The organism is Vibrio sp. VPAP30 (assembly GCF_001188205.1).
GTDB classification, from domain to species: Bacteria; Pseudomonadota; Gammaproteobacteria; order Enterobacterales; family Vibrionaceae; genus Vibrio; species Vibrio bivalvicida.
Genome location: NZ_LBLS01000019.1, coordinates 220,172 through 243,241, shown reverse-complemented (window position 1 = coordinate 243,241; position 23,070 = coordinate 220,172). Strand labels below are relative to the sequence as shown.

The window sequence follows — 23,070 nt, the reverse complement described above, 5'->3', positions numbered from 1 at the left end:
TACCTTTCGTTCTCAGTGAGGTGCGTGTATCTCATGTTTTTTACTTCTTGGCGGGAGCAAACTTCATGATTATCGCATCTCACTGTTTTTATGTTCAGAGGTGTCGCACTTCGTACTTGAATCCAAGCAAGGTAACAGTAGTCGTAAAAAAGATTCGCGCATTATACACAGGGAAAGCAAAACTCTAAAAAAGAAAGCTCTTGCTAATTCATACGGAATGAAACGTGTATCAGAGCTAGAAACTGAAGGTGTGCTAAACAAATTGAAGTCAGTATCCCTTGGAGTTCTTCCTGACCTCTACATGCATGACAGAGATTGATGGAACAACACAGGACGTACCAAACGTTATGTTATTAAATTTCTTAGAGATTGTGACATCGCAAACATCGAGTCCAATTCATTACAAACAAGTGACTTGATAGAGCACTGTAGAATAAGGCGTGCTGCAGGAGCTGGCCTCTCAACTATCTATCATGATATTGCGTACTTAAGAGCAGTGATGAAAAAAGCAAAACCTGTATTCAACATTGCGCCAAACTTTCAGATCTTTGATGAAGCCGTACCCGTACTAACAGAAATGCAACTGGTCGGTAAAAGCCAACAACGTACACGTCGCCCTACATCAGAAGAACTAAATAGGTTACGAACTGGGCTTCTAAAAAGGGAAAGCTTTCGGCCTAATGGCCCTACCCGTATTCCATTTATTGATATCCTAGATTTTAGCATCCTAACTTGTATGCGAATTGGTGAAGTCTGCTCAATAAGGTGGGAAGATTTAGATCAAGGAAACAAAATTGTAATAGTAAGAGATAGAAGAGACCCTCGGAAAAAAATCTGGTAATCATATGCTCGTTCCACTGCTCGGAGATTCTTTTGATATAGCAGTGCGGCAACCGATGAAAGGAAAACGAATCTTTCCTTACAATTCTCGAAGTGTCACTGCTGGCTTTCAAAGGGTTCGAAATGAGCTTTGCATCGAAAACTTACGCTATCATGATTTGAGGCGTGAAGGAGCAAGCCGATTTTTTGAAAAAGGATATTCAATTGAAGAGGTAGCACAAGTAACCGGTCACAAAAACCTAAATGTATTGTGGCAAGTTTATACTCAATTATTTCCTCACTCATTGCATAAGAAAACGCTCTAAACTTTTGAAATGATTACTTGAGATTGAATCGATTTCTCTCTAGGATTCGTGTCTCGTGACTTCCCCCTAAGCTAAAACTTAAAAATAGTGTTATATAATTGGCTATGGAATATAGATTACTAGCGAAGCTTTTTAGTAGCTCAGAACTCAAAAAAATCGCAGCAGGAGACCTCAAGATCTTCAACCGCGTGGGGGAAGTGTTCTCTGAATTTGACTCAGCTAGTTCTATCCCAGAGTTTTATGACACAGCATATAGGCTTTTATTAAAGCACTATCGCAACGAATATGTTGTTAAAAATGAGATTGCAAACAAGATACTTCTTGGTCGCCACTCAATGAAAACAACAGCAATGATGAGTGAACTTAGGACAGGAAAGAATATAGCTGACTGCGTAATTCTTAACGGTCATTCTACTTGCTATGAAATCAAGACAGAATTTGATTCTCTTGTGAGATTTCACGATCAGCTTAGCTCCTATTTGAAAGCGTATGACAAGACTTATATCGTCACTCATGCTAACCATTTAGAAGAAGTGTTGGCATTACATGCTCAAATCCCTCGCTTTGGAGTTATTGAGCTAACAAAGCGGAATAGTTTGAAACCGATAATCACAGCTCCAATTAGTGGTGACTTCGACCAAGAAATTACATTTGATACACTCCGCAAACCGGAATATGTACATATTGCAGAGAAAATAGCTGGCAAACTTCCAGAGATGCCTAATTCTCAAGTCTATGAGCACTGTAAAGAAGTGTATCAGTCTCTCAGCCCTGAAACAGCGAATGATCTTTTTAAGGAAAGCTTAAAGCTCTTTCGTGCCAACGATCACAAATTCATCAACTCACTCCCTAAATCCCTAAAAAACATAGGTATTAGCTACCAATTTAGCAGACAGGAAAAAAACAATCTCTTATGCTCGCTGATGAATAACACATCTATATGCTAGGAGTTAAATATGTATTTTCCATTTTTGAGAGGAAAGAAACACGAACTTTCAGCTCTCAGAAAAACAGCGTCGCGACTCAACCCAGAGAAATTTCGTCCAATTATTGAGCCTGTAAAACGCAATACCAACACACTCGTCAGAACTGTTAATGAGTTGAACAGCAATCAACAGACTCCAGTAGTTATTATAAACCCTCTTGAAGGAGAGCTAAGAGGTAACACTACAGACATTTTTACCACTCTCCAGAATGAGTCGCTGAATTTTATTCCATGTATTGCATTTAGCCACCAGAACATTCAAACGGCTGTGCAATTGGCTCATCAGCTCGCTACTGACGATGTTGTTTACGCTACCTACTTCAAAGATGAACCAACTGTAGATGTATCTCAGATTACTCAAAATGCATACATAAACTCAGTACGGTCAACTGACAACTCAACAGAACACTTCATTTCTGGCCTGCCTAACCTGGTAAAAATTAAGGACTGTTTCCAGCCACAAGAACGAAATGCAGACTATCCAACACAACCATATGTGTACACTGACGCTCATTTGACCTATAGAAATTTACCCAATGCAGTAGGTTTTGGTGATTACCAAATTGTGGGCGAACCGTTCTCAGACACTGGGGGACCAGCGCGCGCGGTTGCGCTCCATATCACCTACTTCAATTCAAACCACAACCACTTCATGTTCATTAAGCATTGCGTATCTACAATAGATAGTGGAACTACTGGTAACACTGCCGCTAAATTTATAGAAGCCCTTGGTCTTCTGGTACAATTCGCCGCAAGTACTCCAGATGTTGACCAAACTACAGTAGGGTTTGAAGAGTTTTTGAGCCTTCACCAAAGAAGACATTACCCTAACCTTGGACCAGCTAAAGAAAACTCAATAATGCACCATATCGAGACCATAGCTAAGAACATTTAACTACCTAAAGGCTGAGTCATATCAGAGTCAGCCTTAACCTAGCCTTCCTAGTCACCTTACCTTAACAACCCTTTTATTTTTGATCGTGTAGCCTTTTTTGAGTCGCCCATTAGGCTTACGCCCTTTGCATTTACAGCACTTGCTTGCGCTTGCGTCGTCTAGCCATGACCATCTTCCAGTTTTCGGATCCGTTGTTCCTGGTCTTGTTGGACTTTCTTAATCCAATTGATGTCCGTTTTCAGCGCCGCAATCGTACCGGCACTCGAGACCAGACCTGTCACTAGGGAAATGACCAGTGCTTCCACTAACCCCATTATTTCCCCCTAAATCTGAATGAAAAAAACTCCAGCAGGTAGCGCACCATAGAGCGAAAGCCAAAGGTATCAATGACTACCGCCCCGACGATGTACCAATAGTATTCCGGCACGAACTCGAGCGCTTTGAATCCATCCTGGACGTAACCGGCATAGTCAGGAATGAAAGACAAGATTATCGGGATGAACACCACCAACATAATGAACTCGTCTTTTAGGCCTCGCTCTCGAATCGAGACTTCGTCCAGGTTCGCTGCCTTTTCATCGCCAGATTGAATAAAGCACCAATCATGGATACACCGCTCTATCGAGTTCGATATGAGGGCCATCTTTGAAAGACGTCCAGTCCCCACCCCATTTAATGGGTGTACCCAACTCCCTCGCCGCTTGCTTGAACGCCCAACTGACTTGTTCGTAGTAACTAAAGCCCCAAGTCACCTGCCGTCTTCGTCATACACCACGTAATCAATCGCGTGACCGGTTTGATGACGGCTAATCCGCGAGTAGCCATCGAGTTGGCTGGCCTTTTGTCGAAACAGCTCATACTGCTCTTCTGCAGAGCGTTTTCCCGAGGTGATACCAAAATCAAAGGGACTGAGCTCAAGCGCGCGGCGCACCACATTTTTCAAATCGTGATGCACACCAATCAGTTTGGTTTCACTGCGCACTGAAAGCGCAAAGCCGCTGCAATTCTTACTAAGAATAATACAAGCCACAAGTGACAACCTAACCTATGAGTCTTGGCACATAAAAAAGAACGATATAGAATACAAAGACTTCCAGGTAATTGGGGAAGTAGTTTGGTCAGGACAAAGGATTTGAAGTAATTGTTGAGTTTAAAAATACTTATATACAAGTGGTGGTTGTTTATAAGACGAGTATTTAGGGAGTTCAGTTACTCTCCAAGAGTAGAATCTTTTGTTAGAGGGATGTTCACAACATTCTATTCAATGCTATTGGTTGGGGGGATGTTTTATATTTTACACCTCGATCAGCAAGCAGGTACAAAATGGAATTCAATGCTCTCTTGGAACTCAGACTGCCACTATACGAGTCTGGAAAACATAACGGCCCCCATAACGAAAGAGCTAAGAGAGATAAGGTGTTTGTTAAAAAAAGTTACAGATAAGGAGGAAAAACGTTCTTCTTCTCTTATCTCGTCAATTCCTTATCTATTTCCATTTGTCATGTTGCTCATTGCAAGTATTGCCTTAACCTACAACGTCGGAATGAAACTAAGTGAGCTAAGGCGATACGTGACGTATCAGATCAAAATAAAGAAGCTCAATGGACAGGAAAAATGGAAACTGGAGCTCTGCAATGAAGGTATGCAGAATGAACACTTTTACGAAATCTGGTTCCTTGACCTTACATTCAAAACAACATTACAGAACGTCATTTTTGGGAAAAGAGGAAAACTTCCACATAAAACGCTAGTGACTGGAAAACATGGAGTTTTGAACTGCTTTGAACCAGTTAGCTATGAGTTGACTGCGAAACAGATAAAAGCGATCGAATCGAACAATAAACATACATACGTAGTTATAACAAATCCTAGAGGTAAGATTTTCGCCATCGGTAAAAAAGCAAAACGAAGAGGTCTTCTCTTATAATTCAGCTTTATAGAACATAGCTCAAATGCTCCCTTTACTTACTAAAAAACCACCATCTGGTGGTTTTTCTATATGTTAGGTTTATTTCACTCTAGCTATTATTGGGGATACCAGTCCTGCTCTTCAATAACATACCGAAGACTAAATGGTTCACTAAAGCGCTTCTGCAAGTCCATGAGTTTGACCATATCAATATTTTTCATTCTTTCAGCAGCCTGCTCTTCAAGTGGTATTAGATCGACAGCATGTCTTTCATACACCTCTTTTGCATTTTCCTCATCAATAGCTTCCAGTAAAGCGTCAGTTTCGGCTTTAGAACACTGCCTATCGTTGTAGTTCGCTAGATAGCCTGCCACATTCTTTTGATCTTCAAGCGATAACGATTCAAACCAATCTGATTTGGGAAAAGGCACTTCATTACTGCGGGCTAAATCCACACAAAAGTCGATACGATCTAGCCATTGTTTTTCCAGTTGATCGATACTGGCTTGGCTAGAAGCGCAACCAGACAATAACGTGATAGCGATTAAGACTTTACTTCGATAGTTCAACGACACACCCCCAAAATTTTTGCTCTTCCCCATTAGTAAAGATTTCGCGCTCCATAGCGATTTTTAAAATTGCACTTCGAGTATATGAAGACGACCCTAGCATGGCCTTACCAAAGGTATTCCAGTCATTTTCCCGGATAGTAATCATCGTTTCAAATGGACTTTTGGTCACACTTGGCGTCCCAAAAATAAAGTAAAACGGCGTAGCTGCTAGGACTCCTGACAAAAGATTACCGGACTCCATGATGGATTTTATATCCGCTACATCTCTTTTACTTCTTTTACTGAGCTGCATGTTTCTTATTTCACAAACGCCAATACTCGCCATCACTGATACCATTCTAGTTGCATAAAATCTTGTGCTGGTTATACCGTTAGAGATCAACTCTGTCATCCGTCAAACCGTGACGATCAGCCAATAAATGTGACAACTTGCAAATTGACTATCAGAAACCTCAAAGTCACTAACGAAAATCAGAGCAAGTATTAATATGGTATTAAGCGTGGGAGTATTAAAAAAGTACGTATGGAGGGCTTGCGAGTTTAGGTATAGCTTAAAAGTGAGTCCAATCGAGCATACTCTGTTCGAGACTATATGGGGAAATACTTCTCCACATCTGAATTCCCCAACCTTTCAGACTCTTGCTGGTGGAAGATACTTTCTAACTCTAAGTCATGTAAATGAGCATGAACGATTTCTCGACATGGAAGCGCTACCGTAAACTTTTTCCATTGCTCTTCTTTCGTAAACAAACGTTCATCGCTCTCCATAAATGCTTCTACATCTTCAGCAGACACACCTTTTGTAGTCATTGCTCTTTTAAACTTTTCTTTTTCTTTCTCTACCAATAGCTCCACGACAGGTGTGTAATCAGTAACCTTTGAAAAAGCTCTAGTATCTTTACATCGATACCCACTCACCACTGGTAAAATGTAAATATCATTGTGAGGCTTAACAGGGATAAACAACGGGTAACCAATAAATACTTTATTATCAGACATCGTAAAAAGTATAGGTAGGCGATGCTCTAGGGACATAGCCAATAGGCGACTTAACTCCGTGCTTTCTGAGTCTTTCAAATAGGATTTAGAAATACTTTCTCTTCGTTTTTCAAGAAAACGTTCAAAGGGCTCTAGAATGAGTAATTTGATCGGCCGCTTAACTAAGATGAAAAAAATAAACCTCAGAACCCCAGGCTCAGAACGCCTTCTCCACCGACTCGTTGGCGTGCCAAAAAGGTATGTAATATTGGGCAACAAGGCCCCAAGTGCAACACTCAGCATCGAAATATCAATCAGTGCAACTTGATCTTGCTTTACATCATCCTTAAAGAAAACATCCGTTAGAATCCAACGCCCTAAATCGAACGTTACTCCTAAATACAGGCCAGCACGATAAAGAAAAAAGTAAATGAGAGCTGAAATAGAAAAGAGCACAATACCAACAGCCGAGGCCACGAAAAAGGTATGATATCCATTACTTCGGTTTAAGCTATGAAGGGTGCCATGATACTGGCGAAGAAATGCATAGCCAGCTATACCAAAAACAAAAAATAGGAAAATAGTAGGTTTAATCATACATACAAAAAAGCACTAACGTGTAGTGCTTTAATTCCATTTGTTAGTGTTATTCGCTGTTATCAGCCGTTTCAGAGGCAGCTTTGAGCTGTGCCTTGACTTTGTAACTATCGACTAAAGAGGAAACATCAACATCTAAGACACTATTGCTTGAATAGGTTGCCTTAATAAACAAAGCTTTCTTTTGCTGTATATACTGATCGTACTCTTTTCGAAGAAGTTCAACAGTATCGATAGCTGCTGAATGTACAGTATCTGTCATTTGTATCCCTCCTTGGTAGTATGCTGATTATGATACGTCTACACGTAATAATTATACGATAGTTGGCCATTTGTAAATCATTTATGTGTAAAATAGCATCAAGTCCTGCTTGCTATCACACCTTACAAGAGTTTACTTTAATACTAACGACAAGGTTCCCTATAGACCCCCTCGAAACAACTAACCAATTGACAATAAAGGTTAGTCAATCCAATCGAGCATGGGCGCAATGGAAAAGCGCTGCATTGGAAATTGTTGTTCGTTCCAGTGTTGGACACGAAGCTACCTCTACACAGTCAGTACCGCTTTCAAATAACATCCTTATTTCCAACGCGGCATAAAAAAAATAATCGCGCGATTATACACCGCTGTTGGCAAAGAGTCAGAATAAATGAAGTTCATTGCCAGCAAGGATTATTCAAACGTAGGTCACGTTATCTAGGACTAGTTATACGTCCACTCAATTATAGAGTGCCAATATTGATAAAAAATAACTATTCTATGGGTTAATAAGTCAATGATTCTGCAGTAAAGGATTTACCGCAATGCCAATTGAACAGTATGAAAAACCTGTGATCCTAGTTGTCGATGATATCCCCGACAACATACATACCTTGTCTGGGATTCTTTCAGAAGACTTCCGAATAAAAGCCGCAACTAACGGTACTAAAGCACTACAAATTGCCAGTACGAAGCCCTATCCACATTTAATCCTGCTCGATATTATGATGCCAGGAATGGACGGCTATCAGGTATGTGAAAAACTAAAAAGTAACCCTATCACATCAGAGATACCGATCATTTTCGTTACGGCTAAGGCAGAAGTCATCGATGAGCAAAAAGGATTTGCGATGGGTGCCGTAGATTACATTACCAAACCTGTCAGCCCACCAATAGTTCAAGCTCGGGTGAAAACTCATATTGCGCTTTATGATCAAAACCTCTCTTTGGCAAACAAAGTCAAAGAACGCACTGCGCTGCTAGAAAAAACACGCCTTGAGGTGATTCAGCGCCTTGGTCGAGCAGCTGAATACAAAGATAACGAGACAGGGATGCACGTTATCCGTATGAGTCACTATTCGAAAATCCTTGCCCAGCAACTGGATGTCAGTGATCGTTGGATTGAGTTAGTGTTTCAAGCCTCCCCCATGCATGACATCGGCAAGATAGGCATTCCCGACGCCATTCTGCGTAAACCCGGCAAACTGGATACAGACGAATGGAAAGTGATGCAGACCCACGTAAAAATTGGTGCTGATATCATCGCTGATAGTGACTCACAACTCATGCAAATGGCACAAGAGATCGCGCTTTACCACCATGAAAAATGGGATGGCAGCGGCTATCCACATGGATTAGCCAGTGAAGCAATTCCCCTCAGCGCTAGAGTTGTCGCGATTGCTGATGTATTTGATGCCTTAACCAGTGAACGACCCTATAAAAAAGCTTGGCCTATAGAGAAAGCCATCTCATTACTAGAAGAGGAAGCAGGAGCCCATTTTGATCCTGCGTTAGTCCCTCTTTTTATTCAGCAACTCGACGAAATCTTAAAAATAAAAGAATCTTTTAAAGATGAATTCTAATTTCACTTCTGAGGCTTGAATGGACTCTGTAAAAAACTACGCGCTCGATTCTAAACGCATCCTTATCGGCTTTGTCATCGCCTCAATCTTGCTACTTATCGCAGGCGTTACTGGCTGGATTAGCTTAAATGAACGGTTCAATACCGTTAACCAATACGCAAACAACGCGCAATTACTCTCTACCCTTGATGGAATTAAGGTCATTGAACAAAGCTACATTCGTCAACCTAGTGACAGATTACACGATCAACTATCTAGCGCGGTGAGTAAAGCTCAATTGCTCGCTAGTGACTCCATTAGTAATGGCGCAGACTCTCAAATTCAAAGCACACTTGCCCACTATCACCAACAATTTGAACATTACGTCGAACTAAGTGAAAAATCGGGGAAAGCACGCACACAGCTATCTGAAACCGGCGATAATGTCGAAAGCTTAGTGCAAGAGATTCAGCTTGAGCACGAGCAGTTTATTGAATCAGGTATTGTTTCCATTGATGAACTTCGAGACAAAGTCGATCGCGAATCCGATCTTGCAATTCAAGCGCACTGGTTAGTCAGTTTGATCGCCAACTCTCAAGCTGAGCAAAAAAACTATCTCGTTACCAACCAACAAGAGTCGCTAAACCTTGCGCAGTTTGAGCTGAAGAAAGCAGAGCAGATAATCAACAAGCTTGAACGTGAAACAACAGACACTCAGAGCCAACAGACAATTGCCTTAATCAAAAATGCGAAAAACCGTTACCATTCTGCATTGGTGCAACTGCGTAGTTGGACAAAGTTATCTAAACCTCTCCAAGCCAATATTTCATCTCAGATAGAAAGGTCAGTAACAGAGCTAACTCGGGTCTCAATTGAGCTACGTTCACACCTCCAACAGCGCCTTAAGATTGCCCAACAAGCGGTTACCAGTGTTCAACTATCTATCAGTGATAAACTTTCCATCAGTACTAATTTATTGGTTTTGCATACAGAAATTAGTAATGCTCAGCAAAGCGACAAAGACTATGCCATTACGCAACATATTGAGCGACAACTGCAACTGAAAACAGAAGTTGAGAATAACCTCAATGCAGCGTTAGTGTTGTTAGAAAACCTCTATGAACAAGTCGTCACTGAGGATGAACAAATTCAAATCAGTGCTCTGCAAGGAGCAACGCAGAACTACCTAGATCTGTTTAATAAGCTGACTGAATTGCGTAGCAACAAGAGCCGTCAAATCCAAACTCTTGAGCAGCAACATCAAGCCATCATCGATTTAATTCTACCAGGATATGAAGCTCAGCTAGCCACCGTAGAGGACTCTGCGAGCATCGCACGTAATCTAGCGATTGGTGGTGCTATCTTCTTAGTGACCTTGTTACTACTTGGTTTCTTAGCCAACAAATCTCACTCTGCGTTAGAGCGTTTCGCTGAAAAGCTTGCCATAGCTCGTGATGAAGCAGATTCTGCGAACAGTGCTAAATCGGATTTTCTAGCCAATATGAGCCATGAGATACGTACGCCAATGAATGCGATTATTGGGATGAGTTACTTGGCTCTAAAAACGGATCTAACCAAAGCGCAACGCAATTATATTCATAAAGTGAAGCTGTCTGCTGACTCTCTGCTTGGCCTTATCAACGACATCCTCGACTTTTCTAAAATTGAAGCGGGCAAGCTAGATATCGAAAACGTCGACTTTCATTTAGAAAATGTGCTCGATAATATTTCCAATTTAGTTGGCTTGCGCGCTTCCGACCGCGGCCTTGAGCTATTGATCCATATTGAACGTGACGTACCAACAACCTTAGTTGGCGATCCGCTTCGTCTGGGGCAGATTCTAATTAATCTTGCCAACAACGCAGTGAAGTTCACCGAAAAGGGAGAGATCAAAATATCAATCCGAGTCGCAGAACGTCATGGTGACAATCTTGTACTTGAGTTTAGTGTTGAAGACAGTGGTATTGGGATGACCACTGAACAAACGGCTAAGTTATTTGGTAAGTTCACTCAAGCAGATAGCTCTACCACTCGTAAATATGGTGGTACAGGTTTAGGTTTGGCGATCAGCAAAGAGCTGAGCCAGCTAATGGGCGGGGATATTCGTGTAGAAAGTGAGGCGGGCAAAGGCTCATGTTTTACCTTTACCGTCGCCTCTACAGTCAGCCATGCACTGAAACAAGAAGAAATTACTTTACCTGTCGAGCTAGGCAGGCTCAAAGTCCTAATCGTGGATGATAATGCCAGCGCTAGAATCATCGTCGAAGATATTCTTGAATCATTAACCTTTGACGCGCATAGCGTGAATAATGCGGATGATGCCCTTAACGAACTCAAGCAAGCTATCGGCAATAATCAACCTTATGACTTGCTTGTGACAGACTGGCAGATGCCGGGCAAGGATGGCATTGATTTACTAGAGATGATAAGTACTCAGATTTCTCAGTCCCAGCAACCAAAGTCCCTGATGTTGACCGCTTTTGGACGAGAAGAGTTAACTGAGATCATCGAACAAAGAGAGATTGCGGTTCCAAGTATATTAGATAAGCCGATCACTGCCTCTCACTTGTTCGATACCATTGTTTCTCTCTATGGTGTTAGCCATTCACGATTAAGCCGCAGTGAAGCTGAAGAACAGCACCAGTTAGCTAATGTTCAGCAACTAGCTGGGGCTCAACTTCTTTTAGTTGAGGATAATGAAATTAACCAAGAGTTAGCTATCGAGCTTCTTGAAGGACAGCAAATTCATGTCACCGTAGCTGAAAACGGGCAGGTCGCTATCGATCTGTATAAGACCAATGAATTCGATGGCATTCTGATGGACTGCCAAATGCCAATCATGGATGGCTATGAAGCCACTCAATTTATTCGAACTCAACTCAAAGACCACTCAATCCCGATTATTGCTATGACTGCCAATGTCATGGAACGTGACAAAATTAAAGCCACCAACTCTGGTATGAATGACATTATCGCTAAACCCATTGACGTTGGTACGATGTTCAGCACGCTGGCCAAATGGATTACACCAAAACACCCTCAGCAGTTTGTTGCTCAATCCGCGCAACACAACATCAATATTCCGCTAATTGAAGGTATTGACACCCAGGCTGGTCTCATTCGCTCTAGTGGCAACAGTGACTTGTACCAGAAGCTGTTACAGCGTTTTGCTACCACATACCGCGAGACCGGCGCCGTGGCATTGGCGCTTTCGGACCAAGATAAAGAGGTGAGAAAACGTAACATTCATTCTCTCAAAGGAGTCTCTGGTAACATTGGTGCTAGCGAAGTCCACCAGCTCAGCGCTTCACTGGAACAAGACCTAGACAACGACACTGTACGAAGCCAACTACTCCAACAGCTTGAGCAGTTAATTAACAACATAGAAGAAGCGCTTGCAACTTCACAAACCGTCATTGAAGCTTCGGATACGCCGACTCAACACTACGATCAAGTGACGTACGAAAAACTCTATTCGGCAATAGAACAAAGCGATACCGAGGCAGTAACCATCATCAGTGACATTGACTCAGGCAAGCAAATCGGCTTAACCAGCGCTCAGCTGTCTGAGCTTTCCAGAGTGGTTGAAGAGTTCGATTTTGAGCGCGGATTGCAGATCTTGGACACAGCTCAGCGATAAGAAATGGCTAAAACGCTGTTATTGGTATCGTTTTTTATGTAGATAAGGTAAGTTATAGCGCTTTCGTTAAGTTAGACTTTATTCACATTATGAATAAGTAACTTACTGACAAAGCTATAAGATATTACCTACTAAGCGACGATAAACCGCAAGAAATGGTATATTATTAAAATGTCCAATGGTAATGGTGATAGGTTTGGATCAGCATTTAGTGAAGCAAATTGAAGACATATGCTCTGCACGAGGTGTACGCCTTACAACTCAACGCAAGCGTGTATTCGAGCTGATATGCGCAAGCTCAAAGGCATCAAGTGCTTACGAGCTTTTAGAAGAGTTGAAACAGAGTGAACCTCAGGCAAAACCGCCAACTGTGTATAGAGCGTTGGATTTTTTACTTGAACAGGGCTTTATTCATAGAGTGGAGTCAACCAATAGCTACATTCAATGCGTTTCATGCAATGCTCACAAGCATTTCTCGCACCTATTGATTTGCGATAAATGTGGCAGCGTTATTGAACTCCAAGATAATAGTTTGGTAGCCTTACTGGCTAACAATGCGGAAACACATGGCTTTACCATCAATAATCACGTAATTGAGTCACACGGTATTTGTCAGACATGTTCCACTGACAATGTGAATTAACGATATAGAAGAAGATTATGCGCGCTGAATTTGTAAACCCGTTTTTAGCTTCATTGATGAACGTATTAAAAACGATGGCTTCGCTGGAATTGAAGCCACAGAAGCCTCGTGTGAAGAAAGATGAAATCGCACGTGGGGATGTATCAGGTTTAATAGGGATGGTTGGCACACAAAGCCGAGGCTCTATGTCTATTACCTTTGATGAAAGCCTCGCGTTAGAAATTATGCAAAACATGCTTGGTGAGCGCCCGAATGGCCTGAACGACGAAGTCACTGACATGGTGGGTGAAATCACCAACATGGTGACAGGTGGTGCAAAACGTATTCTTGCAGAAAGTGGCTTTGATTTTGATATGGCGACGCCAGTCGTAGTTTCAGGTAAAGGTCACACCATTCGTCACAAGTGTGAAGGCTCTATCATCATCATGCCTTTCACTTCTCAATGGGGTAATGCCTTTATCGAGATTTGTTTCGAGTAATCGCTCAAGCAACATCGATAGGTTGAATTAAAAAACGCTTCTCTCGGAAGCGTTTTTTAAGTTTAAGCAATAACTTGCCTTGCCTTTAGCGCTTGAAGACAATCTTCTACCAGAGCTTCAATCGTTTTTTCGCCAGCTCGTAAATCTATTTCTGGATCGATAGGCGCTTCGTACTCAGAATCAATACCCGTAAAATTGGCAATCTCTCCTGCTCTAGCTTTTTTGTACAAGCCTTTGGGGTCACGCTGCTCACAAACGTCTAGTGAAGTATTAACGTACACTTCAAGGAACTCGCCCTCTGGTAGCATTTCTCTAACCAGTTGCCTTTCCACTCGATGCGGAGAGATAAACGCCGACAAGACAATCAAGCCTGCGTCTGCCATCAGCTTAGCCAGTTCACCTATACGTCGAATATTCTCTCTGCGATCTTGCTCTGAAAAGCCAAGGTCACTACATAATCCGTGACGAACATTATCGCCATCAAGTAAGTAGGTATGATAGCCAGCTTGTGCAAGGCGAGTTTCTAAGGCGCCTGCCACTGTCGATTTACCCGCACCAGAAAGCCCTGTGAACCAAAGTACCACAGGCTTTTGCTTCTTTAGCTGTGAGCGGAAAGCCCTATCAATTGAGTGTTCGTGCCAGACAACATTTTCATCTTTAGTTGGCGTTTCCGTAGTCATAATTCAGTCCTTTTAAAACGGAAAGAAGAGTGGAATGAGCGTTAACACCAATACGGAGTAAACAATAGATAGAGGAATTCCCACTCGAACATAATCTTTTAATTTGTAATTACCTACGCTATAAACCAAGAGATTCGTTTGGTAACCGTAGGGGGAAATAAAACTTGCGCTCGCACCAAAAAGTACCGCCATGATAAAAGGCATAGGATCCACTCCGTAGCCAATCGCCATGCTGTAGCCGATAGGAAATGACAACGCTGCGGCAGCGTTATTGGTCACGAGTTCTGTCAGAATAAGGGTCAAAAGGTAAGTCGCAACCAGTGCGCCAAACACACCCCAACCATTGAAAGCTTCAATAAACATCTGACCTAAGCTAACGGACAGGCCAGTCGACAACATCAATTGAGCGATAGAGAGTGCCGAGCCAACAATCACTACAATATCGACCGGAAAACGTCTGCGCAGCTCACCCAGTTGAACAACGCCAAAAAATAGCGCAGCTAAAAGAAAAACCGACAGCCCTTTAATTAGTGGTACCATCTCTAACAATGCAAGAGCAATAACACTAGCAAAACCGATTAAAACCAGAGCAGATTTATTCGCATCTAAGCGCGCACTTGAATCTAAATCGTTGACCAGTACGAACTCTTTACGGTGAGCACGACGTTCTTGCTCAAAACGCTTGCCGGGTACAAGCACTAAGGTATCCCCCGCATTAAGTGTGATGTTACCTAAACCACCTTGCAAACGTTCATGCCCTCGGCGTATTGCTACCACAACAGCATCAAATCGATCACGAAAGTGACTCGATTTAAGGGTTTTATTACAAAAGCTCGCCGAAGAACTGACAACCACTTCAACAAAGCCTTGCCCATTGAGGTGATGCTGACCAAACAAGGTAAGGCCTTGGATCTCTTGCAGAGTCGCCACACTTTCAATATCACCACAAAACAACAATCGGTCGCGAGCCTGAAGCACAAAGTCAGGCTCAACAGACGGCATGGTTTCGCCGTCACGAACCACTTCAGCCAAGAACAACTTACGCAAAGCTCGTAGATTATTCTCGCTAATGCTACGTCCGACCAAAGGAGACCCCGGTTCAACCCTCGCTTCTAGAAAGTAAGGTAACTCATCTTGGTTTTGATCATCATAGTTAGGTAGTAAGTAACTGAGCGGGATCAGGATCAACATCCCCCCAAGCAGTACAGACAAACCGATCATGGTTGGTGCAAAAAAACCAAGACTCGGTAGCCCTGCATCTTCAACAAAGCTGTTAATGATCAAGTTGGTCGACGTACCGATCAAGGTCAGTGTGCCACCTAAGATCGCTGCGTAAGAGAGCGGGATCAATAGCTTTGAAGGGGCATGTTGCTGATTACGTTTAATCGCACCAATAAGTGAAACGACCACTGCTGTATTATTGGTGAAAGAAGAAAGCAATGCGGTTGATACACCAAGCTTGGCAACAACAGTACCCAACCTTCCGGTTGAAAGTGAGCGGCTTACCCAGCTAATCAGGCGAGTCTTTTCTAGTGCTGCTGATGCTAAGATCAGCAGCACTAAAGTGAGTAGCGAAGAGTTGGTGAAATTAGTAGCCACTTCACCTAGCTCTATCATGCCACCAAGGAAAGTAACAAATGCTGCTCCGGCGAAGATATAACTTGGTTTAATTCGTGTTGTGATCAAGCATGCAACGATGCCGAGTAAAATTGCCAACACAAATCCTTGCTGCCACATAACGCTTCCCTACTCGCTAATCAGCTATTTGAGTAGCTGACTAATATCTTTTGCTTCCCAGTGTGGGAAGTGCTTGCGAACTAATGCATTCAGCTCTAGTTCAAATGCAGAGATATCAGAGGCCTTAGTTTCTACATGAGATAAGCTTTCGCGCACAAGACCTGCACCAACTGTTACATTAGTTAGGCGATCGATGATAATAAAACCACCGGTATCTTGGCTGGCAAGGTAATCATCAAGCGCCACCGACTCTGTTAAAGTCCACTCACATAGACCAATACCATTAAGAGGTAGCTCAACTGCGCTGTGCGTTGATAGATTGTTGATGTCATACTGGTGACGAATCGCCTCGACATGGCCGACCGTTTTCTTTCCAGCAATTTTTACATCATAATCGCGACCAGGCTGAAGTGGCTGCTCAGTCATCCAAACAACGTCAGCCAGTAAATGGTTGCTCGACTCAACCTGTGCATTTTTTAGCACAATCAAATCACCACGGCTGATATCAATCTCATCCTCGAGCGTTAAGGTGACGGCTAGTCCAGCCTGAGCTTGTTCAAGGTCACCGTCAAAAGTCACAATACGTGCAACTTTTGAGGTTTTCCCAGAAGGCAATGCCTTAACCTCATCACCCACTTTGACGCTACCGGAAGCAATCGTGCCAGCAAAGCCCCGGAAATCTAGGTTCGGACGGTTAACGTATTGGACAGGGAAACGGAACTCACCAATTTCTTTGTCTTGGTCAACATCCACGTTTTCTAGAATCTCAAGTAACGGCGAACCTTCGAACCAAGCCATTTTCGGGCTCGGCTCAACAACGTTATCCCCCTCAAGTGCAGAAAGCGGGATGATTTGAATATCGGTTTCGCCTTGCAGGTTTTTGGAGAACTCAAGATACTCATCGCGAATCTGTTCAAAACGCTGCTGTGAATAGTCAACAAGATCCATTTTGTTTACCGCAACCACAAAGTGCTTAAGACCAAGTAGGTTGGAGATAAATGAGTGACGGCGAGTTTGATCCAGTACGCCTTTACGTGCATCAATCAAGATCACTGCCAGATCACAGGTCGATGCCCCGGTTGCCATATTGCGCGTGTACTGCTCATGCCCCGGAGTATCTGCAATGATGAACTTACGTTTTTGCGTTGAGAAGTAACGGTAAGCCACATCGATAGTGATCCCTTGTTCTCGCTCTGCCTGAAGTCCATCAACAAGCAAAGCAAGGTCTGGGCGTTCTCCAGTTGTTCCCACACGTTGACTATCGTTGTGTACCGCAGCCAACTGATCTTCATAAATTTGCTTAGAGTCATGCAGTAAGCGACCGATCAAGGTACTTTTACCGTCATCGACTGAACCACAAGTTAGGAATCTAAGTAGTGATTTGTATTGGTGTTGTTTTAGGTATCCTTCAATACCAAGCTCTTCAAGCTGAGCTTCAACTGCGCTATTCATGTTCTTTCCTTAGATCAAAGGGTCTATTGACCTATTGAGATTAAATTTTGTTCGAGATAAAAGCGTTTTAGGCGCGGCGAGAGATTTGTAGCCTAGTGGGTCTAAGTAAAAAGCTCTCAACAAAGCATCAAACGCTTTTAGCCGAACCCTTCGGGCAGCGCTTGTAGTTCCTTTCTACTGCGTTATCGGCTTATCATGTAGGTAAACTACAATTCAAAACCTCTGCCTTGTATAAAGAACCTACAAGCTGCTGCAAAACTCATCTCTATAGGCCAATAGGCCCTAAAAGTAACCTTGGCGTTTCTTAAGTTCCATCGATCCAGACTGATCGTGGTCGATCGCTCTGCCTTGTCGTTCACTAGATGTCGCAACCAACATCTCTTCAATAATGCCTGTTAGCGTATTGGCTTCAGACTCAATGGCACCAGTCAGTGGGTAACAACCAAGTGTTCTGAAGCGAACGCTTTTCTCTTCGATTTTCTCACCTGGTTGAAGCTCCATACGGTCATCGTCAACCATGATCAGCATGCCATCACGCTCAACGACAGGGCGTTTGTCCGCAAGGTAAAGCGGTACAATCTCAATGTTTTCCAGGTAGATGTATTGCCAAATATCTAGCTCAGTCCAGTTTGAAAGTGGGAAGACACGAATGCTCTCACCCTTGTTGACTTGGCCGTTGTATGTACGCCATAGCTCAGGGCGCTGATTCTTCGGGTCCCAAGTATGGTTCTTGTCACGAAACGAATAAACACGCTCTTTCGCACGAGACTTTTCTTCATCGCGGCGCGCACCACCAAAGGCAGCATCAAAACCATACTTGTTGAGTGCCTGCTTCAGGCCCTGTGTCTTCATTATGTCGGTGTGCTTTGAAGAGCCGTGGACAAATGGACTGCACCCCATAGCGAGACCTTCAGGGTTCTTATGTACCAAAAGCTCAAAGCCATACTTCTCAGCGGTACGGTCACGGAATTTAATCATTTCCTTAAACTTCCAGTCGGTATCGACATGCAATAGCGGGAAAGGGATTTTACCTGGGTAAAAAGCCTTGCGTGCCAAATGCAGCATGACCGATGAATCCTTACCAATTGAGTACATCATCACTGGGTTATCGAACTCAGCAGCGACTTCACGAATAATGTGAATGCTTTCCGCTTCAAGCTGCTTAAGATGGGTTAAACGTTCTTGATCCATGTTAGTTGCTTCCTTTATGGCTCATTGAGCCTATGGCTAATCTAAATAATGGCGTTAGGCTGACTGACGCTGAGTTGTGCCTTGTTCTACTTGCGGCTCAAACCACGCAAGTTTTTCTGACAGGGCGACCACTTCCCCCACAACAATGAGCGAGGGTGACTGAGCGTCCTTGGCAAGATCAGCAAGCTCGCCAAGCTGACCTTTAAATACTCTCTGTGTGCTATGTGTGCCACGTTCGATAATCGCGATTGGCGTTTCAGGCTGACGACCATGCTCAATCAGCTGACTTTGGATGTATTCCGACTTCATCAATCCCATATAAATAACCAATGTCTGGTTACCACGCGCTAACGTTGACCAGTCCAGTTCATCACGCTCCGCTTTAAGATGACCCGTGATAAACATCGCCGATTGCGCATAGTCACGATGAGTAAGAGGAATTCCCGCATAAGCTGTCGCCCCTGCGGCGGCAGTAATACCTGGCACGACATGAAAGGAGATACCTGCCTCTGCAAGTACTTCTAGCTCTTCCCCACCGCGGCCGAAGATAAAAGGATCGCCTCCTTTTATGCGTACGACACGATGACCTTGCAGAGCGAAGTCGAGTAGTAGTTGATTGGTTTTTTCTTGGGGCACACTGTAGTGACCAGCACGTTTGCCAACACAGACCAAAATGGTGTCACTTGGCACCAAAGACATGATGTCATCTGATACTAAATAGTCATAAAGCACGACATCTGCTTGCTGTAAAAAGCGAATCGCTTTCAGGGTCAGTAATTCAACATCACCAGGTCCTGCACCGACGAGTGCAACTTCGCCTTGACTTAAAACACTCTGACCCACGGTATTGAGGTCTGTTTGTCTACTGCGCTGTGCGTGCTGATTGCTCAGAGGAAATTGAGAAATCTTATCCTTGCTCGCCATAATGTCACCCTTACCTAATCTATGAAGGCATTATGGCTCCCCAGTCATATTACCGGAAATTCTAAAATTTCATTTTTTATATCAATTTCTGATAAGCGGTTAATCAACGATTGTGCAACCCTTGCTCGATTTTGAGAGATTCACAGCAGAACGCTATAAAGTAATTGCTCAACATCACACTTTATCTTTCAATGAAATCATTGTTTCATTTCATTTTGTTACATTATGCAGCGTCTTCCCAAACGCTATCGGAGCATCAAAAATGAAAGTAGCAGTGAACCCCCTATCTCTTGCTGTCCTAGGTGGCATGTTAGCCATGGCTGGCCCAGCAATGGCAGATACGATCAAACTACGTATCGTAGAAACCACTGATATTCACACCAATGTCATGGATTATGACTACTACAAAGACAAACCATCACAAAAAATTGGTCTGACTCGTGCTGCTACTTTGGTAAAACAAGCTCGCGCTGAAGTTGAAAACAGCGTATTGGTTGATAACGGTGACTTAATCCAAGGTAGCCCTATGGGGGACTACATGGCGGCGAAAGGCATCAAAGTAGGTGAAGTTCACCCAGTGTACAAAGCGATGAACCAACTAAACTACGATGTAGGTAACATTGGTAACCACGAGTTCAACTACGGTTTAGAGTTCCTAGCAGAAACCATCAACGATGCTGACTTCCCTTACATCAGCGCCAACGTGTTTGATAAAAAAACCGGTGAGCACTACTTTAAGCCTTACATCATTAAGTCTCATACATTCAAAGACATTGATGGCGCTGAGCATGAAATCAAAGTGGGCTATATCGGGTTTGTTCCACCACAAATCATGGTTTGGGATAAGAAAAACCTCGAAGGCAAAGTCTTTGCTAAAGATATTAAGGAAACGGCAGAAAAGCTGGTTCCACAAATGAAAAAAGAGGGTGCAGACGTTATCGTGGCGATCCCTCACTCAGGTGTAGCGGCTGACCCATACAAACATGGTGCAGAAAACTCTACTTACTACCTTGCAGAAGTAGAAGGCATTGATGCGATAGCATTTGGCCACTCGCACGCCGTATTCCCAGGTAAAGGTTTTGACAACATTCAAGGCGTTGATAATCAAAAAGGCACTATCAACGGTGTAGCATCAGTTATGCCCGGTCGCTGGGGTAGTCACGTCGGTGTTATTGATCTAGAGCTTAAAGAAAAAGACGGCAAGTGGGTTGTCGTTGATGGTCAATCACAAGCACGTCCGATCTTCGACAAAAAGAGCAAGAAGTCACTTGCTGATGCCGATGCCGATATGGTTAAAGCACTTGAAGCTGACCACAAAGGGACTCGCGATTTCGTTAACCAACCGATTGGTAAAGCTAATGATGTGATGTACAGCTTCCTAGCACTTGTACAAGATGACCCAACGGTTCAAATCGTTAACTTAGCGCAAAAAGATTACGTAGAACGTTTCATTCAAGGCGACCCAGATCTCTCTGACATTCCGGTACTTTCTGCAGCAGCGCCATTCAAAGCGGGTGGTCGTAAGAATGACCCAGCAAACTTCACGGAAGTTGAATCTGGTCAGCTAACGTTCCGTAACGCCGCAGACCTTTACCTGTATCCGAATACACTAGTAGCGATGAAGGTAACCGGTAAAGAAGTTAAGGAGTGGCTAGAGTGTACCGCTGGGCAGTTTAAGCAAATCGACGTAAACAGTACAGCACCACAGCAACTTATCGACTGGGATGGTTTCCGTACTTACAACTTCGATGTTATCGACGGTGTAAACTACCAAATCGACGTCACTCAACCAGCGAAATACGATGGTAACTGTAAAGTAGTTAATCAAGATGCCGAGCGTATTGTTGGCCTAACTTACCAAGGTAAGCCAATTGATGTGAAGCAAGATTTTCTCATCGCAACCAACAACTACCGTGCCTACAGCAATAAGTTCCCTGGTACAGGCTCAGAGTTTATTGCCTTTGATTCACCAGATGAAAACCGCTCGGTTATCGCCGCTTACATCACTCGCGTTAGCCAAGAAAAAGGTGAAGTAACACCAAGCGCAGATAACAACTGGTCATTCGCATCAATCAAGTCAGATAAGAAACTTGATATTCGCTTTGAAACATCACCAAGTGAAAAAGCGGCGAAGTTCATTGACGAAAAAGGTCAATACCCAATGAAACGTGTCGCAACGGATGATGTTGGTTTTGGTGTTTACCAAATCGACCTGCAGAAGTAGCACTTCATTAAACTAGCTGAAAGCCGCAATAAAAATTGCGGCTTTTTTATTGGTTAACATTTATCTTAAAATGACACTACTTCATCTAAGTAAGATTTCTGCCACTATGTTTGACGCTTTCCATCAGCAACTGTCACAAAACGGATTCACTCAGCCTGAAATAGAACAACTCAGCCAATCAGCACAACTGATTGAGCTGCCAACTCGCCATATTCTGCTACATCAAGGGGAAATCGCTGAAGAAATTTTCTTTTTGTTAAACGGAATGTGCCACTCTGCGTATCTAACCGATAAAGGCAAAGAGTTCAGCAAAGAGTTCTATTGGGAGAATGACTGGATCATAGGTTTTGAAAGCTTGGTCAATCAACAACCCTCCCCTTACTTGCTCGAGTCTTTGACCCAGTGCACCTTACTTTCTCTCCCGATTGACACCTTACGGGTGTGGCGCGAGCAAAAACACAGTATTTACCTCAAGCTGCTTGAAACTCAGCTTATGTACAAAGAAAACAAAGAGCGTTTTATGTTGCTTTATAGCCCGGAAGAGCGCTATGAGCTGTTCTGCCAACACTATCCAAATCTACTTGAACGCCTCAACGATTATCAAATCGCAGCGTATCTTGGTATTACTCCAATTAGCCTAAGTCGAATCAAAAAGCGCAGCCAAAGTTAACAATTGTTAATGCTGAACGAAAACTGTCTTGCTACATTGGCGATATCAATAACAGCAAGACAGATAAGCAATGATTACTTGGCAACTTAAACCTTTTTCCGACCTCACTACTGAGCAACTGTATACTCTGCTTAAGCTTAGAGTCGACGTCTTCGTCGTCGAGCAAACTTGTCCTTACCCAGAGTTGGATGATAAAGACCACCAGTTAGGCGTTTTCCACCTGCTCGGTTATCAAGGTGATGAGCTCATAGCTTGCGCACGTTTGTTACCGAAAGGAACCAGTTATCCGTCAGTTAGCATTGGTCGCGTTGCCACCAAAGAAAGTCATCGAGGTGGTGGTTTAGGTCATAAACTATTGCAACAAGCATTAGCTGATTGTGAATCATTATGGCCAAGTGAGTCGATTGAAATTGGCGCACAGGAACATTTAGCCCCTTTTTATCAACGACATGGTTTTGTTCAAACATCAGCTATGTATTTAGAAGATGACATCCCACACATTGATATGAAATTGGAAAAGTAGCC

General features: G+C 43.1%; 21 protein-coding genes and 2 pseudogenes. 12 read left to right on the top strand and 11 right to left on the bottom strand.

Annotation, left to right across the window (positions count from 1 at the left end):
* From ZX61_RS24555 to ZX61_RS08945, 4 genes and pseudogenes are all read left to right on the top strand, one after another.
* The coding region (locus ZX61_RS24555; protein WP_150114979.1) for a hypothetical protein at positions 1-188 on the top strand (188 nt) is incomplete at its 5' end.
* Positions 146-1,145 (top strand): annotated as a pseudogene (locus tag ZX61_RS08955) (site-specific integrase); the annotation flags it as partial. The gene ZX61_RS24555 and the pseudogene ZX61_RS08955, both read left to right, overlap by 43 nt.
* 104 nt (positions 1,146-1,249) lie before the next feature.
* Positions 1,250-2,092 carry a sce7726 family protein gene (locus ZX61_RS08950; protein ID WP_049844298.1) on the top strand — a complete coding sequence of 281 codons (843 nt, stop codon included), beginning with the start codon at positions 1,250-1,252 and terminating at the stop codon, positions 2,090-2,092.
* Between the two features lie 9 nt (positions 2,093-2,101).
* Positions 2,102-3,025 carry a sce7725 family protein gene (locus ZX61_RS08945; RefSeq protein ID WP_049844297.1) on the top strand — a complete coding sequence of 308 codons (924 nt, stop codon included), beginning with the start codon at positions 2,102-2,104 and terminating at the stop codon, positions 3,023-3,025.
* A gap of 313 nt (positions 3,026-3,338) precedes the next feature.
* Here ZX61_RS08945 and ZX61_RS24550 read toward each other — a convergent pair whose 3' ends face one another.
* Both ZX61_RS24550 and ZX61_RS08935 read right to left on the bottom strand, forming a co-directional pair.
* Positions 3,339-3,668 carry a hypothetical protein gene (locus ZX61_RS24550; RefSeq protein WP_235431317.1) on the bottom strand — a complete coding sequence of 110 codons (330 nt, stop codon included), beginning with the start codon at positions 3,666-3,668 and terminating at the stop codon, positions 3,339-3,341.
* Positions 3,628-4,043 (bottom strand): annotated as a pseudogene (locus ZX61_RS08935) (M15 family metallopeptidase). The gene ZX61_RS24550 and the pseudogene ZX61_RS08935 overlap by 41 nt, the downstream one beginning before the upstream one ends.
* 123 nt (positions 4,044-4,166) lie before the next feature.
* Between ZX61_RS08935 and ZX61_RS24545 the strand changes: the two are divergent.
* Positions 4,167-4,952, top strand: a complete 786-nt coding sequence (locus ZX61_RS24545) for a hypothetical protein (protein WP_235431316.1) — start codon at positions 4,167-4,169, stop codon at positions 4,950-4,952.
* A gap of 98 nt (positions 4,953-5,050) precedes the next feature.
* Here the strand turns inward: ZX61_RS24545 and ZX61_RS08925 are convergent, their stop codons facing one another.
* The 4 genes from ZX61_RS08925 to ZX61_RS08910 all read right to left on the bottom strand — a co-directional run bounded on the left by ZX61_RS08925 (position 5,051) and on the right by ZX61_RS08910 (position 7,343).
* A complete protein-coding gene (locus tag ZX61_RS08925; protein ID WP_235431315.1) occupies positions 5,051-5,509 on the bottom strand; it encodes a hypothetical protein in 459 nt (152 codons plus the stop codon).
* Positions 5,487-5,897: a hypothetical protein gene (locus tag ZX61_RS08920; RefSeq protein WP_235431314.1), complete on the bottom strand. Its 411-nt coding sequence runs from the start codon at positions 5,895-5,897 to the stop codon at positions 5,487-5,489. The genes ZX61_RS08925 and ZX61_RS08920 overlap by 23 nt, the downstream gene beginning before the upstream one ends.
* 197 nt (positions 5,898-6,094) lie before the next feature.
* Positions 6,095-7,081: a hypothetical protein gene (locus ZX61_RS08915; RefSeq protein WP_049844294.1), complete on the bottom strand. Its 987-nt coding sequence runs from the start codon at positions 7,079-7,081 to the stop codon at positions 6,095-6,097.
* 49 nt (positions 7,082-7,130) lie between these two features.
* Positions 7,131-7,343: a hypothetical protein gene (locus tag ZX61_RS08910; RefSeq protein ID WP_049844293.1), complete on the bottom strand. Its 213-nt coding sequence runs from the start codon at positions 7,341-7,343 to the stop codon at positions 7,131-7,133.
* A gap of 545 nt (positions 7,344-7,888) precedes the next feature.
* On the opposite strand from ZX61_RS08910, the gene ZX61_RS08905 reads away from it, so the two are divergent.
* The 4 genes from ZX61_RS08905 to ZX61_RS08890 all read left to right on the top strand — a co-directional run bounded on the left by ZX61_RS08905 (position 7,889) and on the right by ZX61_RS08890 (position 13,667).
* Positions 7,889-8,926 (top strand): HD-GYP domain-containing protein, encoded by a 1,038-nt coding sequence (locus ZX61_RS08905; RefSeq protein WP_049844292.1) that lies wholly within the window; start codon positions 7,889-7,891, stop codon positions 8,924-8,926.
* A 19-nt stretch (positions 8,927-8,945) separates the two neighbouring features.
* Positions 8,946-12,545, top strand: coding sequence for a response regulator (locus ZX61_RS08900; RefSeq protein ID WP_049844291.1), 3,600 nt, complete (start codon positions 8,946-8,948; stop codon positions 12,543-12,545).
* A 178-nt stretch (positions 12,546-12,723) separates the two neighbouring features.
* Positions 12,724-13,188, top strand: coding sequence for a zinc uptake transcriptional repressor Zur (zur, locus tag ZX61_RS08895; protein ID WP_049844290.1), 465 nt, complete (start codon positions 12,724-12,726; stop codon positions 13,186-13,188).
* A gap of 17 nt (positions 13,189-13,205) precedes the next feature.
* Entirely contained in the window at positions 13,206-13,667 is a 462-nt protein-coding gene (locus ZX61_RS08890) for a chemotaxis protein CheX (RefSeq protein WP_004748296.1), read from the top strand.
* A 62-nt stretch (positions 13,668-13,729) separates the two neighbouring features.
* On the opposite strand, the gene cysC is transcribed toward ZX61_RS08890, so the two are convergent.
* From cysC to cobA, 5 genes are all read right to left on the bottom strand, one after another.
* Positions 13,730-14,347, bottom strand: a complete 618-nt coding sequence (gene cysC, locus ZX61_RS08885; protein ID WP_049844289.1) for an adenylyl-sulfate kinase — start codon at positions 14,345-14,347, stop codon at positions 13,730-13,732.
* A gap of 12 nt (positions 14,348-14,359) precedes the next feature.
* Positions 14,360-16,084 (bottom strand): SLC13 family permease, encoded by a 1,725-nt coding sequence (locus ZX61_RS08880; RefSeq protein ID WP_049844288.1) that lies wholly within the window; start codon positions 16,082-16,084, stop codon positions 14,360-14,362.
* 24 nt (positions 16,085-16,108) lie between these two features.
* On the bottom strand, positions 16,109-17,536 hold the full coding sequence (cysN, locus tag ZX61_RS08875; RefSeq protein WP_049844287.1) for a sulfate adenylyltransferase subunit CysN: 1,428 nt from the start codon (positions 17,534-17,536) through the stop codon (positions 16,109-16,111).
* 282 nt (positions 17,537-17,818) lie between these two features.
* Positions 17,819-18,727, bottom strand: coding sequence for a sulfate adenylyltransferase subunit CysD (gene cysD / locus ZX61_RS08870; protein WP_049844286.1), 909 nt, complete (start codon positions 18,725-18,727; stop codon positions 17,819-17,821).
* A gap of 54 nt (positions 18,728-18,781) precedes the next feature.
* Complete coding sequence (gene cobA / locus ZX61_RS08865; RefSeq protein WP_049844285.1) at positions 18,782-19,651, bottom strand: uroporphyrinogen-III C-methyltransferase; 870 nt, start codon at positions 19,649-19,651, stop codon at positions 18,782-18,784.
* A 262-nt stretch (positions 19,652-19,913) separates the two neighbouring features.
* On the opposite strand from cobA, the gene cpdB reads away from it, so the two are divergent.
* The 3 genes from cpdB to ZX61_RS08850 all read left to right on the top strand — a co-directional run bounded on the left by cpdB (position 19,914) and on the right by ZX61_RS08850 (position 23,068).
* Positions 19,914-21,875 carry a 2',3'-cyclic-nucleotide 2'-phosphodiesterase gene (gene cpdB / locus ZX61_RS08860; RefSeq protein WP_049844284.1) on the top strand — a complete coding sequence of 654 codons (1,962 nt, stop codon included), beginning with the start codon at positions 19,914-19,916 and terminating at the stop codon, positions 21,873-21,875.
* A 106-nt stretch (positions 21,876-21,981) separates the two neighbouring features.
* Positions 21,982-22,545: a Crp/Fnr family transcriptional regulator gene (locus ZX61_RS08855; RefSeq protein ID WP_049844283.1), complete on the top strand. Its 564-nt coding sequence runs from the start codon at positions 21,982-21,984 to the stop codon at positions 22,543-22,545.
* 70 nt (positions 22,546-22,615) lie between these two features.
* The gene (locus ZX61_RS08850; RefSeq protein ID WP_049844282.1) at positions 22,616-23,068 is read left to right on the top strand and encodes a GNAT family N-acetyltransferase; all 453 of its coding nucleotides are present in this window, start codon (positions 22,616-22,618) and stop codon (positions 23,066-23,068) included.
* The last annotated feature ends 2 nt before the right edge of the window (positions 23,069-23,070 follow it).